Consider the following 15,971-nt stretch of genomic DNA (forward strand, 5'->3'; position numbering starts at 1 on the left):
CTGATAATTAATATTAGCATTGACGAGATAATATTATTAGTGTTTTGATTGGCGGTGCGGTCAGCATTGTGGTCTGGCCGAGCAAACGCGGGAGGCGATATTGCTGTCTGTAGTGGGGGAGTTGGGTCAAGTCGGTCGTCATTCGATGTTCATCGATGGCCGCTTTACTGATTTTGACGCGGCCGAGGTTGGTGTCGAGAACCCTGCAAATGAAGAGATCGTAGCGCAAGTTCCAGATGGCACCGCCGCTCATGCGGATGCGGCCGTCGAGGCTGCCAGTCGGGCCTTTGGTCCTTGGTCCTCGCGCCCTGCGATCGAGCGGGCGCGGCTGGTTCAACAGTTGGCCAATGCCATCCGGGGCGATGCTGGGCGTCTGGCTGCCCTGATCACGGTCGAGCAAGGTAAGCCGATCTCGCAAGCACGAGGTGAAGTGGATGCCGCCGTCACATTTCTTTGCCATGCGGCTGAAGAGGCCCGGAGGATTTCGGGTGACATAGTGGCATCGGATAACAAGTCCGAAGAAATCCAGATCCGACGTCATCCTTACGGCGTTGTCGTTGCGCTTACGGCTTGGAATTATCCCTTGGCATTGGCAGCCAGGAAAATCGGGCCCGCGCTGGTCGCGGGAAACACCGTTGTTCTGCTGGGGCACGAAATCACACCACTGTCCGGTCTTGCGGTTGCCGAACTTGCCGACAAGGTCGGGTTTCCGACTGGCGTTCTGAATATTCTGACAGGAAAAGGGCCGGTGGTAGGGCAGCGATTGGTCGAACACCCCGATACGTCACTGATCACGATGACCGGCAGCACGCGCGCCGGGAAAGAGATTTTCCGAACTGCCGCCGACCGGATCAAGGTTGTGCGGCTCGAGCTTGGCGGGAAGGCTCCGTTCATCGTTATGGAGGATGCGGATATTGATGCCGCTGTCTCGGCTGCGGTTGCCGCGAGGTTTGCCAATTGCGGTCAGATCTGCACCTGCAATGAGCGCATGTATCTGCATCGTGACATTGCGGATCAGTTCCTGGAAAAATTCGTGTCCGCGGCCCGCGCTTTGTCGATCGGGGATCCGATGGAAGACTGCGATCTGGGTCCTAAAGTCAGCAAGGCCGAGGTGTCCAAGGTCGCCGAGATCATCCAGCGCAGCATCGCAGAAGGCGCTACGGTTCATCTTGCAGGTGGGCCCCTGACGGACGGTGCGCACCAAAAGGGGCACTGGATGTCTCCGACGGTTCTTGAGGTCTCGGACAACGGCAATGCCGCGATGCAAGAGGAAGTCTTCGGCCCCGTGGCAACGGCCATGCGAGTAGATGATTTCGAACAGGCGATAGAATTTGCGAATGACACGTCATTCGGGTTGTCTGCCTATCTTTTTACAGGCTCGCATCGGCGATTGATGGAAGCCCCGACACGCCTGAAGTTCGGCGAACTTTACCTGAACCGCTCCAATGGCGAGGCCGTGCAGGGATTTCACACCGGGTGGGGTTTGTCAGGGGTTGGAGGCGAAGACGGCGCTTATGGCTTCGACGGCTATCTGAGGAAACAGACGACGTACATGAATTGGGCATGACCTGAAAACTCGCGGTCAAACGGAGGAGACCGCACCAATGGAGGAGGAATAACCATGAAACGCAGAACTCTTTTGATCTCAACGGTTGTCGCGGGTGCGCTGTTGGGCACTACGGCGATGGCGCAGGATCTACCGCCGCTTGAGCAGAAGGATCGCTACAAGGTCGGGTTTGCTCAGATGGAATCGAACAACCCCTGGCGTATTGCTGAAACTAAGTCGTTTCACGACACGGCTGAGGCATGTGGGTGGGATCTGATAGCGACCGACGCAGCCGGATCAGCAGCAAAGCAAGTGGCAGACGTGGATAGCATGATTGCCCAGGGCATCGACGTTTTGTTCCTGCCGCCTCGTGAAGAAAAGCCACTTATCCCTGCTGTTATGAAGGCACGCGCTGCGGGTATTCCGACCTTCCTTGTCGACCGCTCGGTTGATCCAGCAGTGGCAAAACCTGGTGAGCATTTCGTGGCTTTCCTCGGGTCCGATTTTATTGATCAAGGAGGTCGAGCCGCAGAGTGGCTCATGGAGAATTTTGATGGTGACAAAGGGGTCATCGTTCAGCTTGAGGGCACGACCGGGTCTTCGCCCGCGAATGATCGAAAGAAGGGATTTGACGACGCAATCGCAGCTGATGACCGTTTCGAAATTGTTGCATCGCAAACGGGCGATTTTGCGCGGGATCTGGGACGTCAAGTGATGGAGACTTTGTTGCAGGCGCATCCGGACGTAAATGTGGTCTACGCGCATAACGATGAGATGGCCATTGGTGCCATTCAGGCACTGGAACTGGCCGGTCGCAAGCCGGGCGAAGATGTAACCATCGTCTCGATTGATGGAACGCGCGATGCGCTTCAGGCAATTATCGATGGCAAGATGGGCGTGACCGTAGAAAGCTCACCCTTCTTTGGCCCATTGGCTTGTGATGTCATGAAGAAATATGCGGCGGGCGAGCAGATCCCTGAGTGGGTAAAGGTCGAAGACCGGATCTTTACGCAGGACAACGCCGCTGATCACATCGACGAAGCCTATTGATTCTCCCTGGTGGGTGGTGCTGGCTGAGTGTCAGCGCTGCCCGCAAACAATTGGAGTATGAGGTATCATGAACGCGCTCGTTTCGATGTCGGGGATCGACAAGTCTTTTGCTGGGGTTCCAGCGCTCAGCCAAGCCAGTCTGGAAATAGCACCCGGCGAAGTTCACGCACTCATCGGGCAGAACGGTGCCGGTAAATCGACGATGATCAAGGTTCTGACTGGGGTGTATCGTCGTGACGGGGGCAACGTCGTTGTGGGAGGCAGAGACAGCGATATTGCAACTCCGCGCGAAGCGCAGGAAACCGGAATAGCGACAATTTACCAAGAGCTTAATCTGGTTCCGCTACGGTCTGTCACCGAGAATATTATCATGGGTTACGAACCCAAACGACTAGGCATGTTCGTTGATTGGCGGGAAGGGAACAGGAGGGCCCGTGAGGTTCTGGCGCGTTTCGGAATTGAAATTGATGTGACTGAACCGCTGGGAAATTTCTCGACCGCTATTCAGCAACTGGTTGCGATTGCACGGGCGGTATCACTGGATGCGAAACTTGTCATCATGGACGAACCCACGTCGTCGCTGGATGCCAGCGAAGTCGAGGTTCTGTTCGGTGTGGTACGTGAGTTGAAGAAACAGGGCGTTTCTGTCCTGTATGTCTCGCATTTCCTCGATGAGCTGTTCCAGATCTGCGATCGGGTTACAACGATGCGCGACGGGCGCACCGTCAGCACGCGCAACGTACAGGACACGACCAAGCTGGAAATGATCGCGGACATGCTGGGTCGCAACAAGGACGAGATCGCGGCTGACGGTTTGACGGACTTTGCAGGTGCCAAGGCCAAGAAAGGAGATATCGTTCTGCGGGCCGACTCTGTTTCGACCGGCCCGCGGCTGACGCATTTCGACCTTTCGCTTCACCGCGGGGAAATCGTTGGGCTGGGCGGGCTGCTGGGCTCTGGCCGGACCGAGGCGGCGCGGGCCTTGTTCGGAGTGGACGGAGCACGCAGCGGCGCGATCGAGTTGCACGGCGCGGTCGGGCAACCGTCCGGACCAGGTGATGCAATCGCAAACGGGGTCGGCTTTCTGACCGAAGATCGCAAGGCCGAAGGGATTATTCCCGACATGTCCGTGCGTGAGAATATGACGTTGGCCCTGCTGCCGAAACTGGCCAGCCGTGGTCAGATCGATTTTGCCCGCGAGCGCGAGATCGTTCAGGCCTTCATCGACGATCTGGGGATCAAGGCGGCGCATATGGACCAACCCATTCGCGAATTGTCCGGCGGCAACCAGCAGAAGGTGCTGCTTGCCCGTTGGCTGGCGACGCAACCCGACATCCTGATACTCGACGAACCGACCCGAGGCGTGGATGTTGGCGCCAAGAGAGAGATCCAATCGTTCATTCGGTCTTATGTCGAGAAGGGGTTTGGCGTCGTTCTCATCAGTTCGGAATTCGAAGAACTGGTGGAAGGCGCCGACCGCATCGTGGTCATGCACGAGGGACGCTCGGTTAAGGAACTGACCAACCCCGGGGTTACCGAGAACATACTGGTGCGCGCGCTTGCGCATCATGAAGAAGGAACTGGTTCATGGACCGCGCAATGAAGTTGCCGCAACGGGTCGCATCGATGCCCTTACGCTTTCACGGCGGCATCGCCGCGTTGGTCGCCTTGCTGGTGTTCAACGCCTTTTTCACACCCAATTTCCTGCAACTGCAAACCCTGTTCGTAAATATCAGCCAGGTCGCTACGATCGCCATCGTGGCCATGGGCATGACGCTTGTGATCGCCACGGGTGGTATCGATCTGTCGGTCGGTGCAGTCATGGCACTGGCAGGGGCACTTGCTCCGTTAATCTTCCTGTCGGATTTGGGCGCTGCCAATCCGATGCTGGGCGTCACTCTGGCCATTGTCCTACCGCTGTTCATTGCAGGGCTATGCGGGGTATTCAACGGCGTGATGGTTGCCGTGTTGAATGTGCAACCCATTGTTGCGACGCTTATTCTCTTCATCTCTGGTCGTGGTATTGCCCAGGTTTTGACGAACGGGAACCTGCAGACGTTTTCCAACCCTTCATTCAGTTATCTTGGAACTGGCAAAGTGCTTGGCTTGCCGTTCCAAGGGTGGCTGGCGCTGGCCATTGCCTGTGTTCTGTTTTGGGTGATCACCAGAACCACATGGGGCCGTTACCTGCTGGCCATCGGCGGTAATGAACGCGCGGCTTATCTTTCGGGCGGTCCCGTCCGACGGGTCAAGATCGGGGCCTATGTCATCTGCGCGATGCTTGCGGGTCTGGCGGGACTGATCGTGGTTGCGATCAACTCGGCCTCGGACGCCGCCCGCAACGGCAACCTGATGGAGTTGGATGCCATCGCAGCCGCAGTTGTCGGCGGAGCCCTGTTGCAGGGCGGTCGGGCGCCGATCTTTGGTGCCATTCTGGGTGCCGTGATCATCCAATTAGTCAAATATACGTTGTTGGCCAACGGGGTAGAGGACGAAGTTGCACTAATCGCCAAAGCCGTCATCATTATCCTGGCCGTTTGGGTCCAGCAGTTCCGGAGGACTTGATCGATGTTGGATGAAACGGCTTTTGACCTGCGAAAATATTTTCGGCGCAATTCGGCTTCGGTGACGGTGTGGATCGCATTGCTGGCTTTGATCCTGTTCGGGCTGATGCGCTATGAAAACTTTGGCAGTGCCTACAATTTCTCGTCTTTCCTGAATTACAACGCGATGTTCATCGCGATTGCGCTGGGTATGTGTTTTGTGATCATGACTGGCGGGATTGATTTGTCGGTCGGATCCGTTGCGGCCTTTACGTCGGTTGTTGCAGCCTATCTCAGCCCATACGGGATTCAAGTTGCGCTACCAGGGGCCGTCCTTGCCGGGGTGGGCTTCGGGGCGATCAACGCCTTTTGCATAATCATCCTTCGGATCCCGCCCTTCATCGCCACACTGGCGACCATGTTGGCCGCCAAAGGCGGAGCATTGGTGATTTCGGGCGCGCAGACAATTTCGGTCGATTGGGGGTCGAACTTCACCAAGCTCGGCATGGGGCAGGCGTTCGGCCTGTTTCCTTGGGCAATCGTCATCGTGGCCGGACTGACTCTGGCACTTTGGCTGGTGTTGGAAAGAACAACCATCGGGCGGACCGTCCTGGCGATCGGCGGCAGCGAAGATGCCTCGAACCTCATGGGCCTGAAGGTCAATCGCGCCAAGGCTTTCGTCTATCTGCTGTCGGGTGGCTGTGCAGGGCTGGCCGGCGTTTTCCTGGCCTCGGGTTTTGGGGCCGGACAACCCCTTGAAGGCATCGGTTGGGAATTGTCGGCCATCGCGTCCGTAGTTGTGGGCGGCACCTTGTTGACGGGTGGAATGGGGTCAATCCCTGCGACGGTCGCCGGAGCGCTTTTGCTCGGTCTGGTCTTCAACGTTCTGAACTTTGAAAACGGTCAGGGTACGATTAGTTTCAGTGCGTATTGGCAGATGGTCATACGTGGAGGCTTTCTTTTTGCGGTCATCCTTTTACAGTCGCGGGTTATTGCCCGTCAGCAGAAGGTCTTTGGTTCGTGAACCGCATAGAAAGTGTTTCAGCGCAGCTGTTTAATGTGCCGCTTGCCGAAGTTTTGGTCGACGCCAAGCACGGAGATCACACATTCTTTCAATTGATCACTGTCACCATTCAAACGTCTGATGGGGTTGAGGGGGTCGGGTATACCTATACGGGCGGCAAGGGTGGTCATGCCGTCCTGGCGATGATCGAGAATGACTTGGCGCCGTTCCTGGTTGGACAAGACGCCGAACAGATCGAAAGCCTGTACGATGCCATGCAGTGGCACGTGCACTACGTCGCTCGGGGCGGGATCGCCTCGTTCGCAATCTCAGCCGTGGATATTGCACTGTGGGACATTCGCGGCAGAACACAGAATGCGCCACTGTGGCAAATAGCCGGCGGTACGTCCAAACGGTGCAAGGCCTACGCCGGTGGGATCGACCTAAACTTTCCGTTGGATAAACTGCTGAGGCAAACTGAAGGTTACCTTGAACGCGGGTTCAATGCTGTGAAAATCAAAGTGGGCCAACCCGATCTAGCCGATGATCTTGCACGCGCCCAGGCTGTGCGCGAGATGCTGGGGCCGGACCGGTTCTTTATGGTCGATGCGAATTACTCCATGACCGTCGAGCAGGCCATCGTGGCTGCCAGAGGGTTTGCCGACTACGATATCCTGTGGTTCGAGGAACCGACTATTCCGGACGACTACAAAGGTTATGGCCGAATTGTCGAAGCAACGGGCGTTCCCCTAGCAATGGGTGAAAACCTGCACACCATACACGAATTCGAATACGCTTTTGATGACGCGAAGCTGAGTTTCATCCAGCCCGATGCCTCAAACTGCGGCGGGATCACCGGCTGGCTGCGCGTGGCCGCGCTGAGCGCACAGCACGGCATTCCGGTTTGCAGCCATGGCATGCAGGAGCTGCACGTCAGCCTCGTTTCGGCGCAACCCAACGCGGGGTGGCTGGAAGTACACTCATTCCCGATAGACCAGTACACGACCCGTCCGCTGGTTGTGGAAGACTTCCTGGCTGTGGCCCCGGATACACCGGGAACCGGAGTGGAGTTCGACTGGGACAAACTGAATGCGGAACACAGGGAGATGCATACATGACGACCCAGACGATCTCTGCGGCATATTATCGGGGCAACAAGAGCTTTGCCGTAGAACAGGCCCAGGCGACAGCTCCGGGCCCCGGAGAGGCGGCCATTCGCGTTGCCTATTGTGGGATTTGCGGGACAGATATGCACGTCTACCACGGCAACATGGATGCCCGTGTCGGCCTGGACCGGGTGATTGGGCATGAGATGTCAGGCGTTGTCGAAGCCGTGGGTGAGGGCGTCGATACGGTCGAACCTGGCCAGAAGGTTGTTGTCCGACCGCTTGATCACTGCGGAAAATGCCCAGCCTGCAAGCGGGGGCATCAGCATATCTGCCAGAATCTCAAGTTTCTCGGCCTCGACACCGATGGCGCCATGCAAGAGATCTGGACCGTTCCGGCCCACACGTTGCACGTTCTGCCGGATGACTTGCGCATGGATCACGCGGCGCTAATCGAGCCGGTCGCTGTTGCTTGCCACGATGTGCGCCTGTCTGGCCTACAACGTGGTGAGGACGTTGTCGTCATCGGCGGCGGCCCGATCGGCATCCTGGTTGCCATGGTCGCGCGGGATGCGGGTGGAAACGTCGTGATTTCCGAAGTGAATCCGAACCGTCTTGCGATTGCTGACAAACTTGGTTTCGACACGATCAACCCAATCGAAACCGATTTGGTGGCCATTATAAATGCGCGTACAGACGACAAGGGTGCCGATGTGGTTTTTGAGGTGTCGGGAACGCAGCCCGGTGTTGATGCGATGACTGCCGTTGCCGCGACGCGAGCCCGGATCGTCATGATTGCGATTCATGCTCAAAAGCCACAGATCGACCTGTTTCAGTTCTTCTGGCGAGAGCTCCAACTGATCGGTGCTCGGGTCTATGAGCCAGAGGATTATGAGAAGGCCATCTCAGTTGTCGCCTCGGGCGGTGTGGACGCGGATGTTGTGATTACTGACGTCAGCCCTCTGGCAGACATTCAGGCCGCGTTCGAAGCACTGGATCGCAGTCCAACCGCAATGAAAAGCCTGATTGAAGTAGGACCGCGTTCATGAGTGTTTTGCAAAGTTTCGACCTGACGGGAAAGACGGCCCTTGTGACTGGGTGCAAACGCGGTATCGGGCGCGGAATGGCCGAGGCATTGGCATCGGCCGGAGCCGATATCATCGGAGTGTCCGCCTCGCTCGAGCTGTCCGGGTCGGATGTCGAAAAAGCTGTGACGGCGATGGGGCGCAATTTCCGGGCTTACCAATGCGACTTCTCGGATCGCGCCGCGCTGCATGGGTTCATTGATCAGTTGAGGGTCGACGGACAAACCCCTAATATCCTTGTCAACAATGCCGGCACGATCAAACGCAAACCCGCCGCCGAACACCCGGACGACTGGTGGGATGAAGTGATTGAGGTGAACCTGTCCTCGCAGTTCATTCTGTCTCGCGAGATTGGCAAAGACATGCTGGCGCGCGGCTCGGGAAAGATCATTTTCACCGCCTCGTTGCTGACATTTCAGGGCGGGATCACTGTGCCGGGCTATGCGGCCTCGAAAGGCGGGATTGGACAGCTGACCAAGGCCTTGGCCAACGAATGGGCGGGGCAGGGCGTAAACGTGAACGCGATCGCGCCTGGCTACATCGCGACCGACAACACCCAAGCCCTGCAGGACGATCCGGTCCGGTCGAAGTCGATCCTGGAACGAACACCCCAAGGCCGTTGGGGTAAACCCAGCGATTTTGCTGGACCGGTGGTCTTTCTTGCCTCTGCCGCGTCAGACTTCGTCAACGGTGAAATCCTTGTTGTCGACGGGGGCTGGATGGGGCGGTAGCACCATCAACGCTCCATGTGACCCAAAGTCTCAAGTCCCGATGTAGTGCACCTTCAATCGGCGTGTCTTGGGTGCTTCCCGATGTTCGAACAAGTACAGACTTTGTACGCGGCCCAGCGGAAGCTGACCCTGTTCGACCGGGATCGAAACCTGAGTTTGCGTCAACAGCGCCCGCAGATGCGACGGAGCGTTGTCGTCCTCGGTCGGGCGGTGATGATACTTTCCCGCTGACTTGGGAACGAGTTCCTCGAAAAACGTCTCGATATCCTTGAGCACCTCGGGGTCGGCATTGGCCTGTACCAACAGCGCGGCTCCCGTGTGGACGCACCAAAGGGTCAGCAGGCCCGAGCCAAGTTCATGTTCAGACACCGCACGCTGAACGATCCCGCTGATGTCAGTCAGGGATTTGCCGGGCGTCTCAATGGACAGGTCAAAAAACTCTTGCATCATCCATCAGACCCTTTCCTTGGTCTCGAGCGAAGGCGCCCAGCCTACTGCACCCCAATCCGCGTTCAACTATGCAGTTCAACCATTTGTTTTGTAACGTATTTCGCTGCGACGATCATGCAAACAGGCTTTTGAACCTGTCCACGCACAGACGAAAACCATCTTCGAAGTTTCCGTTGCCGGGGTGATAGACACTCTCGAACGAAATGACGCCATCATAATCGTCAGATCTGAGCGCGTCCGCGATGGGTTGGAACAGAGGCGCTAGCTGGCCTTCCCCCATGCGGCGCACTTCCAGCGTTGCCCGCGGCGTGTCGACCTTTACGTCCTTGATGTGAATGTGACCCAGATAGCCGCCGCGCAGTTCTTCATAACCGTCCGGATATGCCAGTTCATGGCACCAGCAGTTGTTTCCGGGGTCCCACAGCACTTTCAAAGTGTCTTTTGCGTCCAACTCGTCGATCAGCTTGCGGGCTGTATAGTTGGAATTGACCAGCGTGCCGTTTCCGGTTTCCACGACAAGCGTCACGCCCTCAGCTCTTGCCAGTTCAACCGCTGGCGCGATCAGCGGCGGCATCGAGTCCCATACCCCATGCGCCACGTTCCACTTCTCGGCGCCGTTTTTTCCCCAGAGTATCTGCTCTTTTCGTTGCGTCATGATCCGAACCAGCGGAGACCCAACAACATGCGCCATGTCGATTACGCGTTTCAAGGCGTCCATGTGCCGTGTGTGCAGGTCGTCTCCGGGCCTGTTGGCAGCTGTCATCCCCGCAAAGATATGGCGAGACAGACATGACACAGGCTTTCCCCGGTCGCGCAAGAGCGCGTCGATCTCGGCAATGTCCTGCGGTGAATGGTCTCCGACCTCCGTATCGCCAACGAACTGAAGCTCTGCATAGTCCAAGCCGAACTCGTCCATCACGTCCACGGCATGCCGCAGATTGCGGGAAATGCCGTCGCAAATCACACCTAGTTTCATGTTCAGCCCCCTCAGCGATGCAATTCTGCGCCAACGATCTCTTCGATGATGCGAGTACACACCCAGTTGTCGCCGTTCGGGTATTTGGTTTTTCCGGCGTGAAAGATCTGCATTGCGGATGAAGCCGTGTGCATGGGAACGCCCAACGCTCCGGCCAGTGCCAGAGAGATCGTCAGGTCCTTATGCATGGTTGCGATATGGCTACCGGTGGCTTCGAACTTGCGATCAATGATGTTTTCAAGGGCGGAATTCACGACGCCGCACCCCGCGCTGGATGAGGAGAACACATCAATCAATGCCTGACCGCTGACACCGGCTTTGGCGGCCAGGGCCGCAGCCTCGAATGTAGCAGAAAAGATCGATCCGATAAGGGATTGCAGGCAGGCTTTCACAGTTTGTCCGTCGCCGGCGTTTTCTCCGACGCGATGAATGGTTGCCGACACTGCCTGCATGACTTCTGCATCTCGGTCCAGCACATCCGCATCACCCGCAGCCATCATCGTCAGTGTGCCGTTCTGCGCACCGGGAAACCCACCCGAGACCGGAGTATCGATCAGGTGGATGCCCAAGCCCTCCATGTCTTGCCCGATAGCACGGGCTTCGGCCGGGGTAATGGTCGCCGACAGGATGACCGTTCCGCCTTTGGCCATGTTGGCAACCAGGCCGTTTTCACCCAGAATGACATCGCGGGCCTGATCTCCGTTCATCACCATGACAAACACACTGGCGGCGTGACGGCCGACCTGTCCAACGCTGTCCTTGGGCAGGCCGCCCATGTCGGCAAATGCCGTCATGCGCGTCTCGCTCAGGTCGAAACCGGATGTTTCAAAGCCATTCTTGATCAGGTTCTTGGCAAGGCCGCTACCCATGTCGCCAAGACCGATTACACCTGCTGTTTTCATTTGGAATCCTCCCGTTTTCCGCCATTTCCGTATGGCAGACGTTTCGAAAAATGATGCCCAATCGCATCGGTTTCCGCGGGAGTTTCACGCGTCTTGAACAGACGTCGGGCGAGTCCGGAAGACACCCCGCTGCCCGTTTACGTGCCGTAAGTAAACGAAGAATGCGGCGCCCAGGCAAGCAAAGAAGTGTTGCGGGCGGAAAGAAACTGCCCGATCTGGCGCGTCAGGAGAACGCGGCCATGATGCCGCGCAATTCCGCCAGCCCGCGCATGCGTCCGATCAGCGGATAGCCGGGAGTGCTGTGGCCGCCCAGATCGCTCAGCAGTTCCTGTCCATGGTCGGGCCGCATCGGAATCTGCCAATCGCTACGCCCTTGGGATTTGCGGCGGCGTTGTTCGTTCATCAACTCGCGAATGGTGCCGACCATGTCGGTGTCGCCCTCCAGATGCGGGGCCTCATAGAAGTCCGGCTTGTGGCGATCTGATCCGGCGATGCGTTGGGTATTCCGCAGATGGACAAAGTGAATCCGGCCACCATGTCTGCGCACGAAGTCCGGCCCATCGAATTCGGGGGACACTCCCAGCGATCCGGTACACAGCGTTGCGCCGTTCGCCGACAAATCAACGGCCTCCAGAACCGCGCCGTAGTCCTCGGTGCTGGACATGATCCGCGGCAGACCAAGCAACGAGAACGGCGGATCATCCGGATGGCAGCACAAGCGCAGCCCCAGCTCTTGGGCCATAGGGGCGACCTCGGACAGGAAATCGATGAGGTTCGCGCGCAAGCGGTCACGGTCTATATGGGCATATGTCTGCAACAAGGCGCGCACGTCCTGCACGCTCCAATGATCGTTGGCACCTGGCAGCCCTGCAGTGACATTGTGCTGCAACCGGGCCTTGGATTCATCCGACATTTGCAAGAAGCGATCCTTGGCAGTTTGCTGGATGGCGCCGGAATAGTCTTCGGACGCGCCCGGACGTTCGAGAATATGAATATCGAAAACAGCAAAATCGGTCAGATCGAACAGCATGGCCGTTCCGCCGTGCGGCTGCTGGGCGCGAAGGGCGGTGCGCGTCCAATCCAGGATAGGCATGAAATTGTAGCAGATGACCTTGATGCCACTGGCGGACAGTGCCCTGAGGCTAGACTTATACGCCTGCAGATGTTCGGCCATGTCTGCGGACTGCGTTTTGATCGCCTCGGAGACGGGCAGGCTTTCCACAACGTCCCAACTGTACCCGTCAGCAGCCAGAACGGCCTGCCGGTCTGCGATGCTCGGTTCGTCCCAGGGCTGTCCCGGAGGGATGTGGTGCAGCGCGGTGACGATGCCCTGAACCCCGACTTGATGGAGATCGGCCAGGGCGATCGGATCATCGGGTCCGAACCAACGCCAGCATTGTTTCATGGCAGCCATCCTTCATACAGTGGGTGATCGGGCCTGATGGGAAGGGCAACGCGCTGCCCGGTGCGCGCCGCGTGATAAATCGCCGTTACAAGGCCGATGGATGCAGCGCCGTCCTGCAGCGTAACGGCCGAATTTGCCTCGGACCGCAGCGCCTTGCCGACTTCGGTAAAGAACCCTTCAAACCCCGTTGGCTCGGTAGCGGAGGCTGCAAGGGCCTCGTCGATAGTGGCCTGATCCACCGGGTCTCGCGCGACGAATGTCCAGGGCGTTTGACCCGGGGCATAGGGTTCCGTGCCAGAGGTGGCGGTCAGCTTTTCGAAGACGAACCGCAGGCGGGTTTCGTCCGTGGCGGCGCCCAGAGTGATATTGCTTGTGCACAAAGCTCCGGACGTCATGCCAAAGCAGATCGCGGCGCAGTCCTCGGTCTCAATCGGGTTTACCCGCGTTGTGGTCATTGCAGACACCCAGGCGATATCACCCGCGATATGAGTCAGCAGATCATGATTGTGGATGGCATGACCCAGTACTGCGCCGCCGCGTTCACCGGCCCATGTTCCCCGCCACGGCACCGCGTAATAGTCCGCCCCTCGGGACCAATGGGTTTCAAGCGCGGCAGTTTGGACGGCCCCGGTCAGGCCTTCGCGCTGTAAATGGCGCAGTTGGGCCAACGACGGACCCCACCGGTATTGAAAAACCGGAAACACCTGCTTGCCCGCGCTGCTCGCGGCTTCGGTGATCCGATCCACATCCTGCATCGAAGTCGAAAGTGGCTTTTCGCAGACAACGTGCTTTCCTGCGGCCAGCGCCGCAAGGGTTGTCGGTACATGCAGATGGGGTGGCAGACAGATGTCGATGACATCGATCGCCGGATCATCCAGCGCGTCTTGAATGTTGGTCAGTGCTCGAAAATCCGAGTCCTTCCGGATCTGTTCGATCCGGTCTGCATTCTGGTCGACAACGGCGGCTACCTGGAAGGTGCAGCCAAGCCTTTCTAGTGCGCTCAGATGCTGCGCACCGATGCCTGCGCCAAGGATCGCAATTTTGATCATCTGTGTTCCGCCATTTCCTGCGCGTGCAAAGCCAGTTCCATGACCGTAAAGCAGTGGGCCTGGGTCATTGCGGTTTCGGTCCGATTGCGGATGTCATCGGCAAGACGTGCGAAGTAGGGAAGCCCTGCGTCGGTTGCATCGATCTTTTGGCACGTTTCACCATTGACGAGGATCAGATGGTCTGTACCAGAAGCCCCACCTACATCGACGTATTTTCGCAACTCAATATATCCTTCGGTTCCTAGGATCGTCAGACGACCATCCCCCCAGTTTGGCAGCGCATCCGGTGTAAACCAGTCAACCCGTATGTATCCGGTGCCGTTCTCGCTTCGTAGATTGACCTCGCCGAAATCCTGTAATCCGGGATCTTTCGGGTTTGCGTAGTTCGCCACATAGGCGTTTGTGATTTCCGCAGTTTCTGAACCCGTGTAGTGCAGGAACTGATCGATCTGATGAGAGGCGATGTCGGTTAGAATGCCGCCATAGCGGTCACGCTGAAAAAACCATTCCGGCCGGGTTGCCCGGTTCAATCGGTGCGGGCCAAGTCCGACCGTCTGGATCACGCGCCCGATGGCGCCGGCCTCGACCAACTCAGTCGCCCGGGTGCTGACGGGCGTTTCAAACCGTTCGGAAAAATTCACCGACCAAATCCGACCGGTGTCCGCAACCGTTCGCTTGATCTGGTCGAGTTGTTCGAACGTCGTGCAGCCCGGCTTGTCGCTCATGACATCCATGCCGTTCTGCATGGCTCGGATCGTCAACGCGGCCCTGTCTGCCGGTATTGCCGAAATCAGCGCCAGATCCGCCCCGCAGGTCAGGGCGTCTTCCAGTCGGGCCAGCCGCGGAATATCGGGAAACCTTTTGACATAGCCCGCCAACGTTTCCGGATCGCCTTGTGTCCAATAGCCAATGCAGTCCATGCCGATTTTTCGCATGTTTTCCGTCATGCCATAGATATGGCGGTGGTCCAGGCCAAGGGCGACGCAGGTCAGGCTCATGAGGCGACTCGTGTTTTCTGGCCGGTTCGACTTGCGATCTGCATCGCGTCTATGACGGAGTGGGTCAAAAGGGCACTGCGTCCGGTGGCCATGGGCTGCTTTCCACTGGCAACAGCCTTGGCGAAATCCTCGATGACCGCTTGGTGCCACGCATGAGTGAACGCCATGGGATCGGCCCCCCCGCCTGTGGCGGACGTTTCGCCAACCGTGGATTTCTGACCATCGAAAGTGGTCAAGGTCAGGACACCAGACTCCAGATGCGCCTTGGCGCGCGTACCTTGGATGGTTATGGACTCAGCAGCACCCGGAAATTCGGCAGTAGTCGCCATCAAGGTGCCCACTGCGCCGTTATACATTTCAAAGACTGCACCTGCCCAATCCTCAGCCTCGAGGTCGTGCAGCGGAGTTTTTCTCATCACGGCCTGAATGTCCGAGATTGGTCCCAGCAGACACATCGCAAGGTCAAGTGAGTGGATTGCCTGCGAGATCATGACACCGCCCCCGTCGCGAGCATAAGTGCCGCGACCCGGCTCGTCATAGTAGCTTTGATCGCGCCACCAAGGGACACGAATCTCCACCGTGGCGATCTCGCCCAGCTCACCCTGTTCAATGGCCGATTTCAGCGCTTGCGAGGCAGCGCGGGCGCGGTGCTGAAAGACGATGCCCAGCGGCACGCCAGACACCTCGCACTGCTCGACAATGGCTGTTGCGGCGTCCAGCGTTCTTTCGATAGGCTTTTCCATCAGGATAGGTTTCGAAGCGGTCGAAAGAACCCGAACCAACTCTGTGCGCTGATCAGGCGGGGTTGCGATGATCGCAAAGTCGACGTTTGGGTCGTTTGCGATTTCCTCGACCGAGCTGAATGCGCGGGTGTCGTTTCGCCGCGCGAACTCAACTGCTTTTTCAGGATTGCGCCCGAGGACGCCGGCAAGACTAAGGCCTCGATCCGATGCCTGTATGGCGGCAACATGCGTGCCCGAAACCATTCCCAAACCAATCAGCGCGATATTCATTCATTCCCCCGTATCACCCGGTCAGTCTGTGGGCTCGAACGGGAAAGATGCAACCATAAAAAACTGTGTTAACAATTGCGAGCAGCAGTATCGGAGGCAGAATTGATTTGTAAC

Annotated in this window: 15 protein-coding genes; 8 read left to right on the forward strand and 7 right to left on the reverse strand. The window is 57.8% G+C overall.

Going from position 1 to position 15,971, the window contains the following annotated elements; all coding sequences use genetic code 11:
- Positions 1-100 precede the first annotated feature (100 nt).
- From ACR0L3_RS02300 to ACR0L3_RS02335, 8 genes are all read left to right on the forward strand, one after another.
- Positions 101-1,567: an aldehyde dehydrogenase family protein gene (locus ACR0L3_RS02300; protein WP_480743307.1), complete on the forward strand. Its 1,467-nt coding sequence runs from the start codon at positions 101-103 to the stop codon at positions 1,565-1,567.
- Positions 1,568-1,621: 54 nt separating this feature from the next.
- A complete protein-coding gene (locus ACR0L3_RS02305; RefSeq protein WP_480743308.1) occupies positions 1,622-2,596 on the forward strand; it encodes an ABC transporter substrate-binding protein in 975 nt (324 codons plus the stop codon).
- 67 nt (positions 2,597-2,663) lie between these two features.
- Positions 2,664-4,199: a sugar ABC transporter ATP-binding protein gene (locus ACR0L3_RS02310; RefSeq protein ID WP_480743309.1), complete on the forward strand. Its 1,536-nt coding sequence runs from the start codon at positions 2,664-2,666 to the stop codon at positions 4,197-4,199.
- Entirely contained in the window at positions 4,184-5,161 is a 978-nt protein-coding gene (locus ACR0L3_RS02315; RefSeq protein WP_480743311.1) for an ABC transporter permease, read from the forward strand. Before ACR0L3_RS02310 ends, ACR0L3_RS02315 begins: the two co-directional genes overlap by 16 nt.
- A 3-nt stretch (positions 5,162-5,164) precedes the next feature.
- Positions 5,165-6,163, forward strand: a complete 999-nt coding sequence (locus ACR0L3_RS02320) for an ABC transporter permease (RefSeq protein WP_480743313.1) — start codon at positions 5,165-5,167, stop codon at positions 6,161-6,163.
- Positions 6,160-7,260, forward strand: coding sequence for a mandelate racemase/muconate lactonizing enzyme family protein (locus ACR0L3_RS02325; RefSeq protein WP_480743314.1), 1,101 nt, complete (start codon positions 6,160-6,162; stop codon positions 7,258-7,260). The genes ACR0L3_RS02320 and ACR0L3_RS02325 overlap by 4 nt, the downstream gene beginning before the upstream one ends.
- Positions 7,257-8,297 (forward strand): zinc-dependent alcohol dehydrogenase, encoded by a 1,041-nt coding sequence (locus ACR0L3_RS02330; protein ID WP_480743316.1) that lies wholly within the window; start codon positions 7,257-7,259, stop codon positions 8,295-8,297. Before ACR0L3_RS02325 ends, ACR0L3_RS02330 begins: the two co-directional genes overlap by 4 nt.
- Positions 8,294-9,064: an SDR family oxidoreductase gene (locus ACR0L3_RS02335; RefSeq protein WP_480743318.1), complete on the forward strand. Its 771-nt coding sequence runs from the start codon at positions 8,294-8,296 to the stop codon at positions 9,062-9,064. Before ACR0L3_RS02330 ends, ACR0L3_RS02335 begins: the two co-directional genes overlap by 4 nt.
- Positions 9,065-9,094: 30 nt before the next feature.
- Here the strand turns inward: ACR0L3_RS02335 and ACR0L3_RS02340 are convergent, their stop codons facing one another.
- The 7 genes from ACR0L3_RS02340 to ACR0L3_RS02370 form a co-directional block, all read right to left on the reverse strand.
- Complete coding sequence (locus tag ACR0L3_RS02340) at positions 9,095-9,514, reverse strand: secondary thiamine-phosphate synthase enzyme YjbQ (RefSeq protein WP_480743320.1); 420 nt, start codon at positions 9,512-9,514, stop codon at positions 9,095-9,097.
- Positions 9,515-9,626: 112 nt separating this feature from the next.
- Positions 9,627-10,490 (reverse strand): sugar phosphate isomerase/epimerase family protein, encoded by an 864-nt coding sequence (locus ACR0L3_RS02345; RefSeq protein ID WP_480743321.1) that lies wholly within the window; start codon positions 10,488-10,490, stop codon positions 9,627-9,629.
- Between the two features lie 11 nt (positions 10,491-10,501).
- On the reverse strand, positions 10,502-11,392 hold the full coding sequence (locus ACR0L3_RS02350; protein WP_480743322.1) for an NAD(P)-dependent oxidoreductase: 891 nt from the start codon (positions 11,390-11,392) through the stop codon (positions 10,502-10,504).
- A gap of 223 nt (positions 11,393-11,615) precedes the next feature.
- Positions 11,616-12,797, reverse strand: a complete 1,182-nt coding sequence (gene uxuA / locus ACR0L3_RS02355) for a mannonate dehydratase (RefSeq protein WP_480743323.1) — start codon at positions 12,795-12,797, stop codon at positions 11,616-11,618.
- Positions 12,794-13,846: a Gfo/Idh/MocA family protein gene (locus tag ACR0L3_RS02360; RefSeq protein ID WP_480743325.1), complete on the reverse strand. Its 1,053-nt coding sequence runs from the start codon at positions 13,844-13,846 to the stop codon at positions 12,794-12,796. The genes uxuA and ACR0L3_RS02360 overlap by 4 nt, the downstream gene beginning before the upstream one ends.
- A complete protein-coding gene (locus ACR0L3_RS02365) occupies positions 13,843-14,844 on the reverse strand; it encodes a Gfo/Idh/MocA family protein (protein WP_480743326.1) in 1,002 nt (333 codons plus the stop codon). Before ACR0L3_RS02365 ends, ACR0L3_RS02360 begins: the two co-directional genes overlap by 4 nt.
- Positions 14,841-15,857: a Gfo/Idh/MocA family protein gene (locus ACR0L3_RS02370; RefSeq protein WP_480743328.1), complete on the reverse strand. Its 1,017-nt coding sequence runs from the start codon at positions 15,855-15,857 to the stop codon at positions 14,841-14,843. Before ACR0L3_RS02370 ends, ACR0L3_RS02365 begins: the two co-directional genes overlap by 4 nt.
- Positions 15,858-15,971 lie beyond the last annotated feature (114 nt).

Source organism: Ruegeria sp. CK1, from assembly GCF_056536545.1.

Bases quoted from the DNA above. Each gene is read 5' to 3' on its own strand.
- ACR0L3_RS02305 (WP_480743308.1), top strand. From the start codon at position 1,622: ATGAAACGCAGAACTCTTTTGATCTCAACGGTTGTCGCGGGTGCGCTG.
- ACR0L3_RS02310 (WP_480743309.1), top strand. From the start codon at position 2,664: ATGAACGCGCTCGTTTCGATGTCGGGGATCGACAAGTCTTTTGCTGGG.
- ACR0L3_RS02315 (WP_480743311.1), top strand. From the start codon at position 4,184: ATGGACCGCGCAATGAAGTTGCCGCAACGGGTCGCATCGATGCCCTTA.
- ACR0L3_RS02320 (WP_480743313.1), top strand. From the start codon at position 5,165: ATGTTGGATGAAACGGCTTTTGACCTGCGAAAATATTTTCGGCGCAAT.
- ACR0L3_RS02330 (WP_480743316.1), top strand. From the start codon at position 7,257: ATGACGACCCAGACGATCTCTGCGGCATATTATCGGGGCAACAAGAGC.
- ACR0L3_RS02335 (WP_480743318.1), top strand. From the start codon at position 8,294: ATGAGTGTTTTGCAAAGTTTCGACCTGACGGGAAAGACGGCCCTTGTG.
- ACR0L3_RS02340 (WP_480743320.1), bottom strand. From the start codon at position 9,514: ATGATGCAAGAGTTTTTTGACCTGTCCATTGAGACGCCCGGCAAATCC.
- ACR0L3_RS02345 (WP_480743321.1), bottom strand. From the start codon at position 10,490: ATGAAACTAGGTGTGATTTGCGACGGCATTTCCCGCAATCTGCGGCAT.
- ACR0L3_RS02350 (WP_480743322.1), bottom strand. From the start codon at position 11,392: ATGAAAACAGCAGGTGTAATCGGTCTTGGCGACATGGGTAGCGGCCTT.
- uxuA (WP_480743323.1), bottom strand. From the start codon at position 12,797: ATGAAACAATGCTGGCGTTGGTTCGGACCCGATGATCCGATCGCCCTG.
- ACR0L3_RS02360 (WP_480743325.1), bottom strand. From the start codon at position 13,846: ATGATCAAAATTGCGATCCTTGGCGCAGGCATCGGTGCGCAGCATCTG.
- ACR0L3_RS02365 (WP_480743326.1), bottom strand. From the start codon at position 14,844: ATGAGCCTGACCTGCGTCGCCCTTGGCCTGGACCACCGCCATATCTAT.
- ACR0L3_RS02370 (WP_480743328.1), bottom strand. From the start codon at position 15,857: ATGAATATCGCGCTGATTGGTTTGGGAATGGTTTCGGGCACGCATGTT.